At 74.3% G+C, this 16,486-nt stretch carries 15 protein-coding genes and 1 pseudogene; 5 read left to right on the top strand and 11 right to left on the bottom strand.

All coding sequences use genetic code 11. The features are described from left to right. Positions 1 to 20: 20 nt before the first annotated feature. The 4 genes from ACZ6ZT_RS06985 to ACZ6ZT_RS06970 all read left to right on the top strand — a co-directional run bounded on the left by ACZ6ZT_RS06985 (position 21) and on the right by ACZ6ZT_RS06970 (position 3,069). Entirely contained in the window at positions 21 to 1,100 is a 1,080-nt protein-coding gene (locus tag ACZ6ZT_RS06985; RefSeq protein ID WP_469716260.1) for a M4 family metallopeptidase, read from the top strand. 27 nt (positions 1,101 to 1,127) lie between these two features. After that, positions 1,128 to 1,400 (top strand): protealysin inhibitor emfourin, encoded by a 273-nt coding sequence (locus ACZ6ZT_RS06980; RefSeq protein WP_469716258.1) that lies wholly within the window; start codon positions 1,128 to 1,130, stop codon positions 1,398 to 1,400. 62 nt (positions 1,401 to 1,462) lie between these two features. Beyond that, on the top strand, positions 1,463 to 2,269 hold the full coding sequence (locus ACZ6ZT_RS06975; protein ID WP_469716257.1) for a GNAT family N-acetyltransferase: 807 nt from the start codon (positions 1,463 to 1,465) through the stop codon (positions 2,267 to 2,269). Positions 2,270 to 2,403: 134 nt separating this feature from the next. After that, positions 2,404 to 3,069, top strand: coding sequence for an SAM-dependent methyltransferase (locus ACZ6ZT_RS06970; protein WP_469716256.1), 666 nt, complete (start codon positions 2,404 to 2,406; stop codon positions 3,067 to 3,069). A gap of 70 nt (positions 3,070 to 3,139) precedes the next feature. Here the strand turns inward: ACZ6ZT_RS06970 and era are convergent, their stop codons facing one another. From era to ACZ6ZT_RS06955, 3 genes and pseudogenes are all read right to left on the bottom strand, one after another. Next, positions 3,140 to 4,090 (bottom strand): GTPase Era, encoded by a 951-nt coding sequence (gene era / locus ACZ6ZT_RS06965; RefSeq protein WP_393712184.1) that lies wholly within the window; start codon positions 4,088 to 4,090, stop codon positions 3,140 to 3,142. A gap of 989 nt (positions 4,091 to 5,079) precedes the next feature. Further along, a pseudogene (locus tag ACZ6ZT_RS06960) lies at positions 5,080 to 6,362 on the bottom strand (beta-xylosidase). Between the two features lie 107 nt (positions 6,363 to 6,469). Then, positions 6,470 to 7,492, bottom strand: a complete 1,023-nt coding sequence (locus ACZ6ZT_RS06955) for a GlxA family transcriptional regulator (RefSeq protein WP_469716254.1) — start codon at positions 7,490 to 7,492, stop codon at positions 6,470 to 6,472. Positions 7,493 to 7,563: 71 nt separating this feature from the next. On the opposite strand from ACZ6ZT_RS06955, the gene ACZ6ZT_RS06950 reads away from it, so the two are divergent. After that, complete coding sequence (locus ACZ6ZT_RS06950) at positions 7,564 to 8,889, top strand: MFS transporter (protein ID WP_469716253.1); 1,326 nt, start codon at positions 7,564 to 7,566, stop codon at positions 8,887 to 8,889. Between the two features lie 16 nt (positions 8,890 to 8,905). On the opposite strand, the gene ACZ6ZT_RS06945 is transcribed toward ACZ6ZT_RS06950, so the two are convergent. The 8 genes from ACZ6ZT_RS06945 to ACZ6ZT_RS06910 all read right to left on the bottom strand — a co-directional run bounded on the left by ACZ6ZT_RS06945 (position 8,906) and on the right by ACZ6ZT_RS06910 (position 16,362). Then, complete coding sequence (locus ACZ6ZT_RS06945) at positions 8,906 to 9,271, bottom strand: cytidine deaminase (protein WP_469716252.1); 366 nt, start codon at positions 9,269 to 9,271, stop codon at positions 8,906 to 8,908. A 117-nt stretch (positions 9,272 to 9,388) separates the two neighbouring features. Continuing rightward, on the bottom strand, positions 9,389 to 9,742 hold the full coding sequence (locus ACZ6ZT_RS06940; RefSeq protein ID WP_469716250.1) for an MmcQ/YjbR family DNA-binding protein: 354 nt from the start codon (positions 9,740 to 9,742) through the stop codon (positions 9,389 to 9,391). After that, positions 9,739 to 11,046 carry a hemolysin family protein gene (locus ACZ6ZT_RS06935; RefSeq protein ID WP_469716248.1) on the bottom strand — a complete coding sequence of 436 codons (1,308 nt, stop codon included), beginning with the start codon at positions 11,044 to 11,046 and terminating at the stop codon, positions 9,739 to 9,741. Before ACZ6ZT_RS06935 ends, ACZ6ZT_RS06940 begins: the two co-directional genes overlap by 4 nt. Beyond that, positions 11,043 to 11,540, bottom strand: a complete 498-nt coding sequence (ybeY, locus tag ACZ6ZT_RS06930) for an rRNA maturation RNase YbeY (RefSeq protein ID WP_030715653.1) — start codon at positions 11,538 to 11,540, stop codon at positions 11,043 to 11,045. The genes ACZ6ZT_RS06935 and ybeY overlap by 4 nt, the downstream gene beginning before the upstream one ends. Before the next feature lie 13 nt (positions 11,541 to 11,553). After that, positions 11,554 to 13,662, bottom strand: a complete 2,109-nt coding sequence (locus ACZ6ZT_RS06925) for a PhoH family protein (protein ID WP_469716246.1) — start codon at positions 13,660 to 13,662, stop codon at positions 11,554 to 11,556. Between the two features lie 176 nt (positions 13,663 to 13,838). Continuing rightward, positions 13,839 to 14,978 (bottom strand): carbohydrate kinase family protein, encoded by a 1,140-nt coding sequence (locus ACZ6ZT_RS06920; protein WP_469716245.1) that lies wholly within the window; start codon positions 14,976 to 14,978, stop codon positions 13,839 to 13,841. Positions 14,979 to 15,093: 115 nt separating this feature from the next. Next, on the bottom strand, positions 15,094 to 15,999 hold the full coding sequence (locus ACZ6ZT_RS06915; protein ID WP_469716243.1) for a ribonuclease Z: 906 nt from the start codon (positions 15,997 to 15,999) through the stop codon (positions 15,094 to 15,096). A gap of 3 nt (positions 16,000 to 16,002) precedes the next feature. Next, positions 16,003 to 16,362: a histidine triad nucleotide-binding protein gene (locus ACZ6ZT_RS06910; RefSeq protein WP_469716241.1), complete on the bottom strand. Its 360-nt coding sequence runs from the start codon at positions 16,360 to 16,362 to the stop codon at positions 16,003 to 16,005. Positions 16,363 to 16,486: the final 124 nt, after the last annotated feature.

Raw genomic sequence — 16,486 nt, 5'->3', positions numbered from 1 at the left:
CCACTGCCACATTGCCGGACATGGATGCCTCCCTCTCCCCCGGCCACACCCCCGCCCACCCCGTCTTCTGCACCGTCGTCCCGCCACACCTCCTCGACCGGGCCGCCCGCTCCGCGGACACCGCCCGCGCCGACGCCGCGCAGCGGACCCTCGAACTGGACGCCTCCCTGCGCACCCGGCGGCGGATCAGCGCCGTCCGCGGGATCACCCCGGCCGAGGCCGACGCACCCGGCGGGGAGGGCCCGCGGCGGACGGTCTACGACGCCCAGCACCGCACCCGGCTGCCGGGGACGAAGGTGCGCGGGGAGGGCGACGAGGCGGTGGGCGACGCCAGCGCGAACCGCGCGTACGCCGGGCTCGGCGCCACGTACGAGCTCTTCCTGAAGGCGTACGGACGGCAGTCGATCGACGGCTCCGGGCTGGCCCTGGACGCGAGCGTGCACTACGGCCAGGACTACGACAACGCCTTCTGGGACGGGCAGCAGATGGTCTTCGGCGACGGGGACGGGGACCTGTTCCTCGACTTCACCGTCTCCGTAGACGTCATCGGCCACGAGCTGACCCACGGGGTCACCCAGTACACGGCGAACCTCGACTACCACGGCCAGTCGGGCGCCCTCAACGAGTCCCTGTCCGATGTGTTCGGCTCCCTCATCAAGCAGTACTCGCTCGGCCAGAGCGCCGACCAGGCGGACTGGCTGATCGGCGCCGGACTGCTGGGACCGAACGTCAGCGGGGTGGCCCTGCGCTCGATGAAGGCGCCGGGGACGGCGTACGACGACGACGAGCTCGGCAAGGACCCGCAGCCGGCCACGATGGACGGCTACGTCACCACCTCGCGCGACAACGGCGGCGTCCACATCAACTCCGGGATCCCCAACCACGCCTTCTACATCGCGGCGAGCGAGCTGGGCGGCAAGGCCTGGGAGCGGGCCGGGCAGATCTGGTACGACACCCTGACCGGCGGGCAGCTGGCGGCGCGGGCGGACTTCGCCGACTTCGCCCGGCTCACGGTGGCGGCGGCCGTGGCCCGGTACGGGGACGGCGGCGCCGAGCACCGGGCGCTGCAGAAGGCCTGGGCCACGGTGGGCTTGGGGTAACCGGCCGCTGCGGGGTAGGAAGGCCGCATGCGGATCGAAGTGGTGCGGACGGGCGGTTTCGCGGGGATCGAGCGCCGGGCCGAGGTGGACACCTCGGGCCGGGCCGACGAGGACGAGTGGCGGGCCCTGGCCCTGCTGGCCCTGCGGGCCGACCCGGCGGCCGCCCGGGCCTCGGACGGGGTCCGGGACGGGTTCTCGTACCGGATCACGGTGGACGGGCGGACGGTGACCTGCCGGGACCCGCACCTGTCGGACGCCCAGCGGAGCCTGATCACGCGGATGCTGAAGGAAGGCGCCTGAACGCGGCGGCGGCCCCGGGAAACCGGGTGCCCGGCGCCGGGCGGTCCTGCTTGGATGGCCGGATGACTGAAACGATCTTGGCCACCCTGGAGCAGTACTACGACACCGTCCCGCGCGCGGGCGGCGCGCGGGCCGAGGACTTCGGCCCGCTGACGCTCTTCGTCCAGGAGGGGGAGGGCTGGCCGTACTACGCGCGGCCCGCGCTCGGCGGCCCGGAGGCCGGGGCCGACGACGTACGGAAGGTGCTGGAGCGGCAGCGGGAACTGAACGTGCCCACGTCCTTCGAATGGGTGGCCGAAACCAGCCCCTCGCTGCGGACCGCGGTGGAGGCGGCGGGACTGCACGTCCACGCGCACCCGCTGATGGTGCTGGACGCCGGCCGCGCACCGCTCCCGCCGCATCCGGACGTACGGATACTCGGCGCGGGCGACCCGCTGCTGGCGGCGGCGGTGACGGTGCCCGCCCTGGCCTTCGCCGCGCCGGGGACCGCCCTGGGCGAGGCCGGGACCGCCGAACTGACGGCGGCGCTGGCGGACCCGGAGAGCGGGGCCCGCGCGGCCCGCGTCTCGGCGATGCTCGCGGACGGCCGCACCGGCATGGCGGCGGCCGTACGGGACGGGGTGGTGCTCTGCTCCGGCCAGTACAACCCGGTCGGCGAGGTCGCCGAGGTCGTGGCCGTGGGCACGCTGCCCGCCGCCCGGCGCCAGGGGCTCGCCCTCGCGGTGACGGCCGCCCTGGTCGCGCACGCCCGGGAGCGGGGCGCGCGGACGGTGTTCCTGTCGGCCGGCGACGAGGACGTGGCCCGGATCTACGGCCGCGCCGGGTTCCGCCGCGTGGGGACGGCCCTGATCGCGGAACCGCCGGCCTGACGGCGGCGCCCCGGCCTGAGCGCGGAGCCGCCGGCCTGAGCGCGCTGTTGCCGGAGCGGCAACGATGTTTGCCGGGGCCCCGCGGGCGGCCGCAGCATCGGCGGCGTCCGTACCGGCACCACCGAGGAGGCCCCGTGGCCGAGCACGAGCAGCAGGAGAACAACGGGAGCGCGTGGGAAGGGCGGTCCTTCTGGGACGACCGCTACCGGGAGCGGGTCTGGAGCGGCTCCCCCAACGCCGTCCTGGTCCGCGAGGTCTCCGGCCTGGCCCCCGGCCGGGCCCTGGACCTCGGCTGCGGCGAGGGCGGCGACTCGATCTGGCTGGCCCGGCGCGGCTGGCGGGTGACCGGGACCGACATCTCCGGGGTGGCTCTGGAGCGGGCGGCCGCGCACGCCGTCGAGGCGGGGGTCGGCGACCGGGTGGAGTGGGAGCGGCACGACCTGGCCGACTCGTTCCCCGCCGGGGAGTTCGACCTGGTCTCCTCCTGCTTCCTGCACACCTTCGGGGAGTTCCCGCGCGAGCGGATCCTGCGCACGGCCGCCGCCGCCGTGGCCCCCGGCGGGGTGCTGCTGGTGGCCGGCCACGCGGGCTGGGCGCCCTGGCAGGACACCTCCGCCCTGGACGACCTCCAGCGCGCGGTGCGCTTCCCCACCCCGGAGCAGGTCGTGGCGGAGCTGGAGCTGCCCGAGGGGAACTGGGAGGTGCTGGTGGCCGCGGAATACGAACGGGCCCAGAACATGCCCGACGGCACGCCCGGGACCCGTACGGACAACGCGGTGGTGGTACGCCGGCTCAAGTAGCCGACCGGTGCGCCGGCTGAGGTGACCGACCGGTGCGCCGGCTGACGTGGCCGGCGCACAGGGGGTGGGTCTAGAAGCCCAGCTTGCGCAGCTGCTTGGGGTCGCGCTGCCAGTCCTTGGCGACCTTCACGTGCAGGTCGAGGAAGACCGGGGTGCCGAGCAGCGCCTCGATGTGCTTGCGCGACTTCATCCCGACCTCCTTCAGGCGCGAGCCCTTGGGGCCGATGATGATGCCCTTCTGGCTGGGGCGCTCGATGTACACGTTGGCGTGGATGTCGAGCAGCGGCCGGTCGGCGGGCCGGTTCTCGCGCGGGATCATCTCCTCGACCACGACGGCGATGGAGTGCGGCAGCTCGTCGCGCACGCCCTCCAGCGCGGCCTCGCGGATCAGCTCCGCGACCATGACCATCTCGGGCTCGTCGGTGAGGTCGCCCTCCGGGTACAGCGGGGGGCTCTCCGGCAGCAGCGGGGCGATCAGGTCGGCCAGCAGCTGGACCTGGCTGTCGCCGACCGCCGAGACGGGGACGATCTCGGCCCACTCGAAGCCGAGCTCCTCGGCGAGCCGGTGCACGGCGATGAGCTGCTCACCCACCACCTTGGACTCGACCAGGTCCGTCTTGGTGATGATGGCGATCTTGGGGGTCTTCTTGATCCCCGCGAGCTCCTTGGCGATGAACTTGTCGCCGGGGCCGAGCTTCTGGTCGGCGGGCAGGCAGAAACCGATGACGTCGACCTCGGCCCAGGTGGTCCGCACGATGTCGTTCAGCCGCTCACCGAGCAGGGTGCGCGGCTTGTGCAGGCCGGGGGTGTCGACCAGCACCAGCTGGGCGTCGGGGCGGTGCACGATGCCGCGGACCGTGTGGCGGGTGGTCTGCGGCCGGTTCGAGGTGATCGCGACCTTGGTGCCCACGAGCGCGTTGGTCAGGGTCGACTTGCCCGCGTTGGGGCGGCCGACGAAACAGGCGAAGCCCGCGCGGTGCGGGGCGGTGGGCTCGGGGGAACGATCGCTCATACGGGCCATTCTCCCCGATGCCGCTCCCAGCGCCGACCAGGCCACCGCCGCGAGGGCCGTCGCGGACGCCAGAACGGTGACGAGGAGGGGGTGCGCGGCATGGTCGGCGGCGCCCTCGGCGGTGACTCCGGAGGCTTCGGCCCGCACCGTGACGCGGGCCCACTCCAGCGCCGGCGGGTCCGCCCAGCGGAGGGAGAGGCGCACCTGCCCGCCGGGCGGCAGCTCGGCCGGCGGCCCGGCCGGCGGGCGGCGGGACAGGGGGCGTCCGAAGGCTCCGGTGGCGGTGAGCGCGGCGCGGGGGCGCACGGTGACGTTGCCGAGGTTGCGCAGGGTGTACGAGACCTCCGCGCCCCGGCCCGCGGCGGCGACCCGTACGTCCTCCACGGCGAGGGCGGCCGCGGTGGGCCCGGCGACCCGCAGGTACAGCCGGGCGCCGACCGCCTGCCGGATCCCGATGCCGGGCGCGCCCGCGTCGGCCGGGGCGTCCTCCTCCAGGGCGACGATGGCGCCGGGGTGGTCGCCGGGTGCGGCCCGGTCGGGGACGGTGAGGCCGAAGCCGACGTCCACCGAGCCCCCGGGCGGCACGGTGACCCGCTCCACGTCGAGCCGTACCCACGCGGCGGGCGCCAGCCGCGGCTCATCGGGGCCGCACAGCGCGAAGCCGCCGTCGCGGGCGGTGGTGTAGGCGTCGGCGGCGTAGAGCCGGAAGACGCGCGGCCGGCCGGTGCGGTTGGCGACGGTGACGGTGTCGCGGACGCTCGCGCCGGGCGCGGCGGCGAGGTAGAAGTACGGGCGCTGTCCGACGGCAGTGGCGGCGGGCAGCACGGACCACTGCCCGTTGTCGGCGGCGGCGGCCGCTCCGGCGGTCCCGGGCAGCGCGGACAGGCCGAGCCCGAACGCCCCCGCGAGGACGGCGCAGAGGGCGGCCACGAGGCGGCGGGCCCGCGCGCCGGGGCGCCGGGGCACGGCGCCCGCCCGGGTCAGGCCGCGGCCCCGCCTCACGACAGGGTCAGCGTCAGCACCGCCGCGTACGCCCCCGGCGGGGTGTAGGCGGGGATCCGGAGCGCGACCGTGGCGTCGACGGTGAAGGTTCCCCCGGTCACCGGGGCGTCGGGGGCGGAGGCCAGGACCGCCCCGTCCGCGCCGACCGGGCCCGCGCTGCCCGCCGTACAGGGGCTCGGGCTGCCCGGCGCGGCGGTGCAGGAGGGCGTCCAGGACAGGGCCCCGGCGGGAGGCGCAGGCCGCCGGGGCCCGCGAAGTCGGTGACCCGGCCGGTGAGGGTCCACCCCGCCGGGCCGCCCCGGGCGTCCTTGACGGTGACGGTGCCGATGCGGCCCGGGGCCGCGCCGCCGTCCCCGTACGGGACCGCGCCGAGGGTCACCGCCTCCCCCGCCTGGGTCATGGCCAGGGGGCCCGGCTCAACGGTGGCCGTCAGCCGCTGGGTGCCCGGCGCCGGTGCGGCCGGCTCGACCACCGTGTACGCGGCCGGGCCGGAGCCGCGCTCCCGCGACCAGGCCGGGCCCTCGTACGCCACCACCGCGGTGGTGGCCCGGTCCGTGACGGGCAGTTCGACGGTGGCCTCCCCGCGCGCGTCGGCGGTGCCGGTCGCCCGGTCGGCCGTCTCGGCGGCGCCCGCGCGGCCGGCCACGGTCACGGCGGTGCCCGGGGCGAAGCCCGCCGTGGTGACCGGGACCCGGGCGCCCGGTGCCCCGTAACCGGTGGTGAGCCGGACGCGGCGCAGGTTGGCGGTGGGCAGCGGGGTGGCGGTGAGGCGCTGGGCGACGGGTGCGCCGGTGACCTCGCAGACGGTGACCAGGTCGAGCGGGTGCCCGGTGTGCAGGGTGTAGCCGCCGGGGGCGAGGGTGACCGGGCCCGCGGCGGTGACGGTGAAGGTGCCGGTCATGGTGACCTCGGGCAGGGCGGCCCCCACCGGTACGGGCGCGTTGCGCGGGACCCCGACCACGGTGACCGCACCGCTCTGCGCGCCGCCGAGCACGACCCGGCCGACCGGGGTGAGGACGTCGGCGGGCAGCGGCGAGGTCAGCGGGTTCACGGCGGGGGTCCGGGCCACCCGGTAGGTGACGGTGACGGTGTCACCCACCCGCGGGTCCGGGTCGTCGACGCTGATCCGGGCCGCGCCGGCGCCGTCGGCGGGCGGCATTCCGGCCTCCTGGGGCGGCAGGCAGTGGGTGGGGAACTCCACCTGGCCCGGCGGCGTGTGCGCGTCGGCGGCGGCCGGCCCGCTCAGCGCGCCCCCGCTCGCGGCCGCGAGCACCGCCATGCCGACGGCCGCCCGGAATCCCCTGCTGCGCGCGCCTCTTCGCACTGCCCGCCCCCCGCGTTCCGTCGCCCCGACCGGGGCCATTCACGAGCGGGCGCCGGGAGAAGTCAAGGCACGGGGGCGGCAGCGACTGATGGCCCATCAGGAGGTGGCGCCGTGGCCGGTCCCGCCGCCCGGAAGGTGCGCCGGTAGGCCGTCGGGCTCACCCCGAGCGCCGCCTGGACATGTTTGCGCAGCGACTGCGCCGTCCCGAAGCCCGTCTCCCGCGCCACCGCCTCCATCGGCAGCTCGGTCCGCTCCAGCAGCCGCCGGGCCCGTTCGACCCGCTGGGCGGTGATCCACTCCCCGGGGCTGACCCCCGACTCCTCGCGGAAGCGGCGCGTAAAGGTCCGTACCGACATGGCCTCCTGCCGGGCCAGGTCCACCAGCCGCACCGGCTCGTGCAGCCGGTCCAGCACCCAGGCGCGCGCCGCCGTGGTGCTGGCCTCCTGCGGCCGCGGCACCGGCCGGTCGACGTACTGGGCCTGCCCGCCGTCCCGGTGCGGCGGTACGACGGTCCGCCGCGCCACGTCGTTGGCGACGGCCGCGCCGTGGTCGCGGCGCACGATGTGCAGGCACAGGTCGATGCCGGCCGCGACCCCGGCCGAGGTCAGCACGTCCCCGTCGTCGGTGTAGAGCACGTCCGCGTCCACCCGTACGGCCGGGAAGAGCCGCTGGAAGTGCTCGGCGTGCGCCCAGTGGGTGGTGGCGCGCCGGCCGTCCAGGAACCCGGCGGCGGCCAGCACGTACCCGCCCGTGCAGATGGACACGAGCCGGGTGCCGGGCCGGATGTGGGCGAGGGCGGCGGCGAGCCCGTCGGTCAGCCGGCCCTCCCGGTACACCGGCCCCAGCTCGTGCGAGGCGGGCACCACCACCGTGTCGGCGGTGGCCAGCAGTTCGGGGCCGTGCTCGACGTCGACCGCGAAATCGGCGTCCGTGCGCACCGGCCCGGGGGCCAGGGCGCAGGTGCGGATCTCGTACAGCCGCGCTCCGGCGGGGCCCTTGGCGCGGCCGAAGATCCGGTGCGGGATGCCGAGCTCGAAGGGCAGCAGCCCGGTGAGCGCGAGGACGGCGACGCGGTGAGGGGCCATGGCCCGATCATATCGAAGGGTGTCGGTCAGGCCACTGTCGTACCGGGCCCGTCCGGCCGGAAGCTGTCGGGGTGACGCAGACAGCCCCGAACGCAGCCCCCGCTCCCCCGCCCGCACCCACCTCCGCGCGGCGGCCCCCCCGCCCGCCCGGCCGGGTCCACCGGGCCTGGTTCGCGGCGGCCGTCGCCTTCGTGACGATCATTGGCGCCGCCGCCTTCGCCTCCCTGCCCGGCCTGCTCATCGAGCCGCTGCACACGGAGTTCGACTGGTCGCGCGGCACGATCGGCCTCGCCGTCTCCGTCAACCTCGCGCTGTACGGGCTCACCGCCCCCTTCGCCGCCGCGCTGATGGACCGTTTCGGCATCCGCAGGGTCGTCGCGCTGGCCCTGACCGTCATAGCCGGCGGCTCGGTGGCCACCGTGTGGATGACGGCGCCCTGGCAACTGGTGCTGTACTGGGGCGTCCTCGTCGGCCTGGGCAGCGGCTCCATGGCCCTGGCCTTCGCGGCGACGGTGACCAACCGCTGGTTCACCGCCCGGCGCGGGCTGGTCACCGGCGTCCTGACCGCCGCCGGCGCCTCCGGGCAGCTGGTCTTCCTGCCCCTGCTGTCCTGGCTGGTGGAACACCACGGCTGGCGCCCGGCGGCCGTGACCGTCTCCCTGGCGGCCCTGGCCGTCGTCCCCTTCGTATGGCTGCTGCTGCGCGACCACCCGGCCGACCTCGGACTCGCCCCGTACGGAGGCGTGTACGCGGACAAGCCCGCGCCGGTGCCGGGCGCGGCGCGGCGGGCGTTGACCGTGCTGTTCAAGGCGGCCCGCACCGGACCGTTCTGGCTGCTGGCGGGCACCTTCGCGATCTGCGGCGCCTCCACCAACGGCCTGGTCAAAACCCACTTCGTGCCCGCGGCCCACGACCACGGCATGCCGATGACGGCGGCGGCCGGACTGCTCGCCGTGGTCGGCGTGTTCGACGTGCTCGGCACCATCGCCTCGGGCTGGTTCACCGACCGCTTCGCGGCCCGCCGCCTGCTGGCCGTGTACTACGCCCTGCGCGGGGTGTCCCTGCTGTTCCTGCCGATGCTGCTGGCCCCGTCGGTGCACCCGCCGATGCTGTTCTTCATCGTCTTCTACGGGCTGGACTGGGTCGCGACCGTCCCGCCGACCATCGCCCTGTGCCGCGAGCACTACGGGCAGGACAGCGCGATCGTCTTCGGCTGGGTCCTGGCCTCCCACCAGGTGGGCGCCGCGCTCGTCGCCTTCCTGGGCGGGGTGGCGCGCGACGCCTTCGGCTCCTACGACCTCGTCTGGTACGCGGCGGGCGGCCTGTGCGCGGTGGCGGCCCTGATGGCGATGGTCATCCGCCGCCCCGCCCCGGCGGCCCCGGCGGTGGCCGCCTGAGCGGGCCGCGCGGCCGTCAGGCCCCGGCGGGCGTGGTCGACTTCAGGGTGCCGTCCGGGCCGGCCAGCAGGACCGGGGTGGCCGGGCCGCCGAGGTCGCGCACCGCCGCGCGGTCGGCCTCGGCGGGCGCGTCGGCCGCGCTCACCACGGCCGCCGCCTCCAGCGAGCGGGCGCCGCTGGCCACCGCCATGGCGACCGCCGTCTGGAGGGCGCTCAGCTTCAGGGAGTCCAGCTCCACGGTGCCGGCGACGTACGTACGGCCGGTCTCGTCCCGCACCGCCGCGCCCTCGGGCACCCCGTTGCGGGCCCGGGCGCTGCGCGCCAGCGTGATGATCTTGCTGTCCTCGGGGTCGATCCCGGCCCCCACGGTGCTCTCGCTCATGGGGCACAGCTTAAGGAGCGCCCCGGCACGGACGTACGACGGCCCCGCCGGGGCGTCCGGGCAGGCGCCCACCGGGGCGTCCCGGCCGCCGCCCGCCGGGGCGTCCCGGCCGGACCTTCAGGCGCGGTCGAGCCGCAGCCGCTCCGCCTTCGGCAGACCCGCCACGACCAGGTCGTACGAGTCCTCCACCAGCTCCCGTACCAACGCGTCCGGCAGCCCGCCGACCGTCACCGTGTTCCAGTGCCGCTTGTTCATGTGCCAGCCCGGCACGATCGCCGCGTGCTCGGCGCGCAGCCGCAGCGCCTCCTCAGGATCGCACTTGAGGTTGATCTTCAGCGGTTCGGCGTCGAGCGCCGTCAGCGCGAACACCTTCCCCAGCACCTTGAAGACCGAGGTCTCCGGGGTGAAGGGGAACTCCTCCACCGCCGCGTTGAACTCCAGACACAAGGCGCGCAGCTCCGCCGGGGTCATCCGTCCTCCTCGTCCGCGGGCTCCCCGGCCGGCTCCGCCGGCTCCACGAGCACCGTCACGATCTTGTTCCGCCGGCCGCCGGGCGACTCCGCCGTCAGCCGCAGCGGACGCCCGTCCGGCAGCTCCACCACCGCCGAGGCACCCGCGATCGGGACCCGGCCCAGGGCCTTGGCCAGCAGCCCGCCGACCGTCTCCACGTCCTCGTCGTCGAAGGCCTCGACGCCGAACAGCTCGCCCAGGTCCGTGATGTCGAGCCGCGCCGTCACCCGGTAGCGGTCCGCGCCCAGCTCCTCGACCGGGGCGATCTCCCGGTCGTACTCGTCGGTGATCTCCCCGACGATCTCCTCCAGGATGTCCTCGATGGTGACGATCCCGGCCGTGCCGCCGTACTCGTCGACGACCACGGCCACGTGGTTGCGCACCGACTGCATCTCGCGCAGCAGGTCCCCCGCGTTCTTGGTGTCGGGCACGAACACCGCCGGCCGCATCACCGTCGAGACCAGGTCGGACTCCGCGTCGCGGCTGATGTGGGTGCGGCGCACGAGGTCCTTCAGGTAGACGATGCCGACGATGTCGTCCTCGTTCTCCCCGGTGACCGGGATCCGCGAGAAGCCCGAGCGCAGCGCGAGCGTCGTCGCCTGACGGATCGTCTTGTACCGCTCTATGCAGACCAGATCGGTGCGCGGCACCATCACCTCGCGCACCAGCGTGTCCCCGAGTTCGAAGACCTGGTGCACCATCCGGCGCTCGTCGTCCTCGATCAGCGATTCCTTCTCCGCCAGGTCCACCATCGCGCGCAGCTCCGCCTCGGAGGCGAACGGCCCCTTGCGGAAGCCCTTCCCGGGCGTGAGCGCGTTGCCGATGAGGATCAGCAGCTGCGGGATCGGCCCCATCACCCGCGCCAGCGGTACGAGGACGTACGCGGCCGCCGTCGCGGTGTTCAGCGGGTGCTGGCGGCCGATCGTACGGGGGGAGACGCCCACCGCCACGAACGAGACCAGCACCATCACGCCGATCGCCACGAGCAGGGCGGTCCAGTTGTCCCCGAACGTGTCGAGGCAGACGTACGTGACGAGCACGCCCGCCGCCATCTCGCAGATCACCCGCACCAGCAGGGCCACGTTCAGGTAGCGGGTCGGGTCCCCGGCGACCTGGGCGAGCTTCGCACTGCCGCGCCGCCCCGCCCGTACGGCCTGCTCGGCCCGGAAGCCGGAGATCCGGGCGATCCCGGCCTCGGCGCACGCCGCGAACCAGGCCACCACGACCAGCAGGACCGCGCCGGCGATGAGCTGCGGCGCGGTCACGAGACGGTGGGCGCCGGCGACGGGCCGGTGATGCCGCGCTCACCGCGCCAGCCGTCGACGATGGCCGCCTGGAGCCCGAACATCTCGGCCTTCTCGTCCGGTTCCTCGTGGTCGTACCCGAGCAGGTGCAGCACCCCGTGGACGGTCAGGAGCTGGAGCTCCTCGTCCATGGAGTGCTGCGTCGGCGCTTCCTCGCCCTGCCTCTTCGCCACCTCGGGGCAGAGCACGATGTCGCCGAGGAGCCCCTGCGGGGGCTCCTCCTCGTCCTTCGACGGCGGACGCAACTCGTCCATCGGGAAGGACATGACGTCGGTCGGTCCGGGCAGGTCCATCCACTGGATGTGGAGCTGCTCCATGGCGTCCTCGTCGATGACGATGACGGAGAGCTCGGACAGCGGGTGGATCCGCATCCGGGTGAGCGCGTAGCGGGCGATGTCGAGGATCGCCTGCTCGTCGACCTCGGTTCCGGACTCGTTGTTGACGTCGATCGACATGGTGCGCTGAGCTCTACTTCCGCTGGTGGCCGTTCGCGGCCTGCTGGCTGTCGTCGTACTTCTCGTACGCGTCGACGATACGGCCGACCAGCTTGTGCCGGACGACATCCTCGGACGTGAGCCGCGAGAAGTGGATGTCGGGCACCCCTTCCAGGATGTCCTGCACCTGCCGCAGACCACTGCGCGCGCCACCGGGCAGGTCGACCTGCGTGATGTCACCGGTGATCACGATCTTCGAATCGAACCCGAGCCTGGTCAGGAACATCTTCATCTGCTCGGTGGTCGTGTTCTGCGCCTCGTCGAGCACCACGAAGGCCTCATTAAGGGTGTTGTGCGTCAGCAAGTAGTCCTGCGTGACGTACAGGGAGTCCTCGGCCGCGACCTGAATGCAGACGGTCTCCTCGCGGCCCGCGGGCTCGATGGATTCGACGAACCGCATCGGCCGGCCGCCGCCACCGGCCGCGTGGTAGGCGTCCCGCTTGCGGGCCAGGCGGAAGGGCTCGACGCCCTCCGGGAGGCGGATGTCGACAATGTGCGAGTCGTAGCGGTGCACGCCCAAGGCGTTTCCCCGCTTCCGGTCGACGGCCCTGCGGCGCCGGGTGTAGGCCACACCGCCCAGGGACTGGACGAGGGCGACCACGTCGTCCCGCAGGATGATCGAGGCCGTGCAGTACTGGACCCGGCAAGTGCGGTCCCGCTGGGTGACCGGGCCGCCGTCGGAGTCGAGCAGCCCCTGGAGCACGGCGAGACGGACGTCGGCCGTGTTGTACAGGTAGTCCTCCGGCACGTGCTTGGAGTGCGAGCGGGTGCCGAGCAGATCCAGCTCGCGCATGACCCGGGTGACCGGGTTTTCCAGCGTGACCACGTCGCCGGGCGACTTGATCCGGTTGAGGACGTAGTCGGGACCGCCCTTGTGGCGCGCCGTCACACCGGGGAGGGCGGACTCCAGAGCACGGACGAGCTCCTGGTCCTCCGTCGCGAAAGAGGGCGTGGTGGAGCCCGTGACGCACCCGTCGCCCAGCAGCAGACCGAGCGCGTACGGGTCCATCGGGACCTCGCGTGCGGGCAGCGCGACCGGAGCTGTCAGCATGGGGAGCTCGTAGCGGCGGGCGTGCCCTGCCCGCAGGTTGCCGATCATGTCCTGGGTCTCCAGGACCCGCCACGGCTTGTCGCGGCGCTTGTCGTCCCGCGTCCGTACGGTCCAGAGGTGCTCGCCGCAGGCCAGGGTCCAGGATCCGTCCTGCGCCGACACCCGGTACACGTCTTTCTCGCCCTGCGGGTACACGCCGAGGACCGGGGTCGGCTCGCCGTTGGACCCGACGACGAGGTCGCCGACCCGCAGGTCGCCGATGGCGCGCCAGCCGTCCGGGGTCAGCACCTTGGTGAAGACGGGCTGCGCACGACCGCGCATGTAGGCCAGCGGTGCGACCTCGATGGTGCCCGCCGCCATCAGGCGGGGGATGGAGTCCGGGTCCAGCATGTCGTGCAGGGCGTCGTACAGCGGGCGCAGGTACGGGTCGATCTTGTCGAAGAGGGTGCCGGGGAGGAAGCCGAGGCGTTCGCCCGCCTCGACCGCAGGGCGGGTCAGGATGATGCGGCTGACCTGCTTGGACTGGAGGGCCTGGACGGCCTTGGCCATGGCCAGGTAGGTCTTGCCGGTACCGGCCGGGCCGATGCCGAAGACGATCGTGTTCTTGTCGATCGCGTCGACGTACCGCTTCTGGTTGAGGGTTTTGGGGCGGATGGTGCGCCCGCGGCTGGAGAGGATGTTCTGGGTGAGCACCTCGGCCGGGGTCTCCGCCTCGCCGCCCCCGGTGCCGTTCGCCTTGAGCATGGCGATCGAGCGTTCCACTGCGTCCTCCGTCATCGACTGCCCGGTGCGCAGCACCAGCATCATCTCGTCGAACAGGCGCTGGATCAGGGCGACCTCCGCCGCCGGTCCGACCGCGCTGACCTGATTGCCCCGAACATGGATGTCGGCCTTCGGGAAAGCCTTTTCGATCACGCGCAGCAGCGCGTCGCCCGAACCGAGCACCGTCACCATCGGGTGGGCCGCCGGTACGGTGAAGTGGGCGCGCGCCTGGCCCGGCGCGGGGGTGGGGGCTGTCGGTGTCTGAGTCATGGGCCGGCACTGTGGCCTGCGCATACCTCCCGCTGAGGGGCCGCTCGGATCGTCGACCTCCGGAGTACCAAGGGTACGTCCACGCCCGGTCATCCCCGAGGGGTTTTCCGGTCCGGCCGCCCGGTGTTCTCCCGGCGTTCCCGTACGGGGGCCGGGCACGCGGGCGGCCCCGGCGCTCATACGGGGTGACGGAACCCGATGGTCGGCACCGCGCGGCGGCGCGGGGCGCAGGTGGAGCCGGGGGGCAGCAGGGCGTCGAGGAAGCCGTAGCGGCCGCGCAGGGCCTCCGGAGCGGTGCGCCACCACTGGGCCACCTCGGGCCAGCCGGGGGCCGAGAGGGAGCCGCCGAACTCCCGCACCGACAGGGCGGCGGTCAGCCCGGCGAAGGCGAGCCGGTCGGCCAGCGGCCAGCCCGCCAGGCTCCCGGTGACGAACCCGGCGACGAACACGTCCCCCGCGCCGGTCGGGTCCAGGGCCTCCACCGCGATGGCGGGGACCTCGGCCGTCTCCCCGGTCCGGCCGTCCACCGCGTACGAGCCCTCCGCGCCCATGGTCACCACCGCGACGGGCACCTTGTCCGCCAGGGCCCGGGCGGCGGCGCGCGGGCACTCGGTGCGGGTGTAGCGCATCGCCTCGCCGGCGTTGGGCAGGAAGGCCTCGCAGTGGGCGAGGTCGGGCAGGGCGGCCAGGTCCCAGCGGCCGGTCTCGTCCCAGCCGACGTCCGCGAAGATCCGCGAGCCCCGGCGGGCCGCCTCGGCGACCCACTGCTCGGCCGGTCCGGCCGCGAGCGAGGCGACGGCGGCGCGGGTCTTCGGGGGGCACCAGGGGAAGGGGCCGGGGCCGGTGGGGGGCGGGGCCTCGTGGCCGTGGGAGACCATCGTGCGCTCGCCCTCGTACGCCATGGAGACGGTGACGGGGCTGTGCCAGCCGGGGACGGTCCGCGACATGGAGAGGTCGATGCCCTCGCCCTGTTCGAGGGTGTCCCAGCAGTACTCGCCGTAGTGGTCGTCGCCGAACGCGGCGGCCAGCGAGGTGCGCAGGCCGAGCCGGGCGAGGGCGGTGGCCATGTTGGCGACGCCGCCGGGGCTGGAGCCCATGCCGCGCGCCCAGGACTCCGTACCGCGTACGGGGGCCGAGTCGAGGCCGGTGAAGATGATGTCGAGGAAGACGGTGCCGGTCAGGAAGACGTCGCAGCCCGGGTCTTGGGCATCGCGGAGCGGGCCCAGCGGGTCCAGCTTGCCCGGGCGGTTGGTGCGGCTGTCCCGACTGGTCACGGTGTGCTCCCCGGTGAAGTGTCGTTTCTGCTTGCGGTTCATGGGTGGAAAGCTGCGAGCCCTGCCCATGGACGGCAGGAGCGAAACCCAGTGTGACCCATCTCACCGGGCACTCGCTCCTCCGCGCGGCCGCCGGGCCGCCGCCGGGCCGCCGCCCCTACGGCCGCTTCGGTACGGGAACCCGTGCGAGGTCCGCCGCGATCGTCAGCCCGCCCTCGAAGCCGGCCGCGCGGGCCTCGCGTTCGAACTCCGAGGGGTCGGAGTAGCGCTGCGAGAAGTGCGTCAGCACCAGGTGCCGGACGCCCGCGTCCCGCGCCACCCGCGCCGCCTGCCCGGCGGTGAGGTGGCCGTGGTCCTCGGCCAGGCGGACGTCGGCGTCGAGGAAGGTCGACTCGATGACCAGCAGGTCGCAGCCCTCGGCCAGCTCGTCCACCCCGGGGCACAGCCGGGTGTCCATGACGAAGGCGAACCGCTGCCCCGCCCGGTGCTCGCTCACGTCCTCCAGCGCGACCGCGCCGAGCCGTCCCTCGCGCTGGATCCGGCCCACGTCCGGCCCCTTGATCCCGTGCTCCGCGAGCAGTTCCGCCACCATGCGGCGGCCGTCCGGCTCGGTCACCCGGTAGCCGAAGGACTCCACCGGGTGCGAGAGCCGCCGCGCCTCCAGGAGGTACGGGGGCCCCTCGGCGAGGGTCCCGTCCCGCTCCACCGGCTCCTCCCGCAGCCGCACGGTCTCCCGGTAGGCGGTGGCGTAGCGGAGCCGGTCGAAGAACTTCTGCCCCGAGGCCGGGTAGTGCGCGGTCACGGGGTGCGGGACCTGGTCGAGGTTGATCCGCTGGATCACCCCGGCCAGGCCGAGGCTGTGGTCACCGTGGAAGTGGGTGACGCAGATCCGGTTGATGTCGTGCGCGGCGACCCCGGCCCGCAGCATCTGGCGCTGCGTGCCCTCGCCCGGGTCGAAGAGGATGCCCTCGCCGTCCCAGCGCAGCAGGTAGCCGTTGTGGTTGCGGTGCCGGGTGGGGACCTGGCTGGCGGTGCCGAGGACCACGAACTCTCGTACGGACACGGGCTATCCGGGGGGCCACTGGAGGCCACGGCCGCCGAGGACGTGCGCGTGGGTGTGGAAGACGGTCTGCCCGGCCCCGGTGCCGGTGTTGAAGACGATCCGGTAGCCCTGCTCGTCGATCTTCTCGTCGGCGGCGATCAGCCCGGCCTCGCGCAGTATGTCGGCGGCCACGGCCGGCTCGGCGGCGGCGAGGGAGGCGGCGTCGGGGTAGTGGACCTTCGGGATGATCAGGACGTGCGTCGGCGCCTGCGGGTTGATGTCGCGGAAGGCGACGGTCGTCTCGCTCTCGCGGACCACGGTCGCCGGGATGCTCCCGGCGACGATCTTGCAGAACAGGCAGTCCGCCTGCGGTTCCCCGGCCATGGCCGTGCCTCCGGTGTCGTGCGTTGATCGGTCGGGGCATCGTAACCGCCGCTCCCGCCCGCCGGGCCGTCACCGGCGGACGAGGCCGGGGGTCCGTACGGGCCGGCGGGACGACGACCGGCGA

This window comes from Streptomyces sp. NPDC102258, assembly GCF_055584685.1.
The sequence above is the reverse complement of the archived record's forward strand: the minus strand, read 5'-3'. Positions and strand labels throughout refer to the sequence as shown.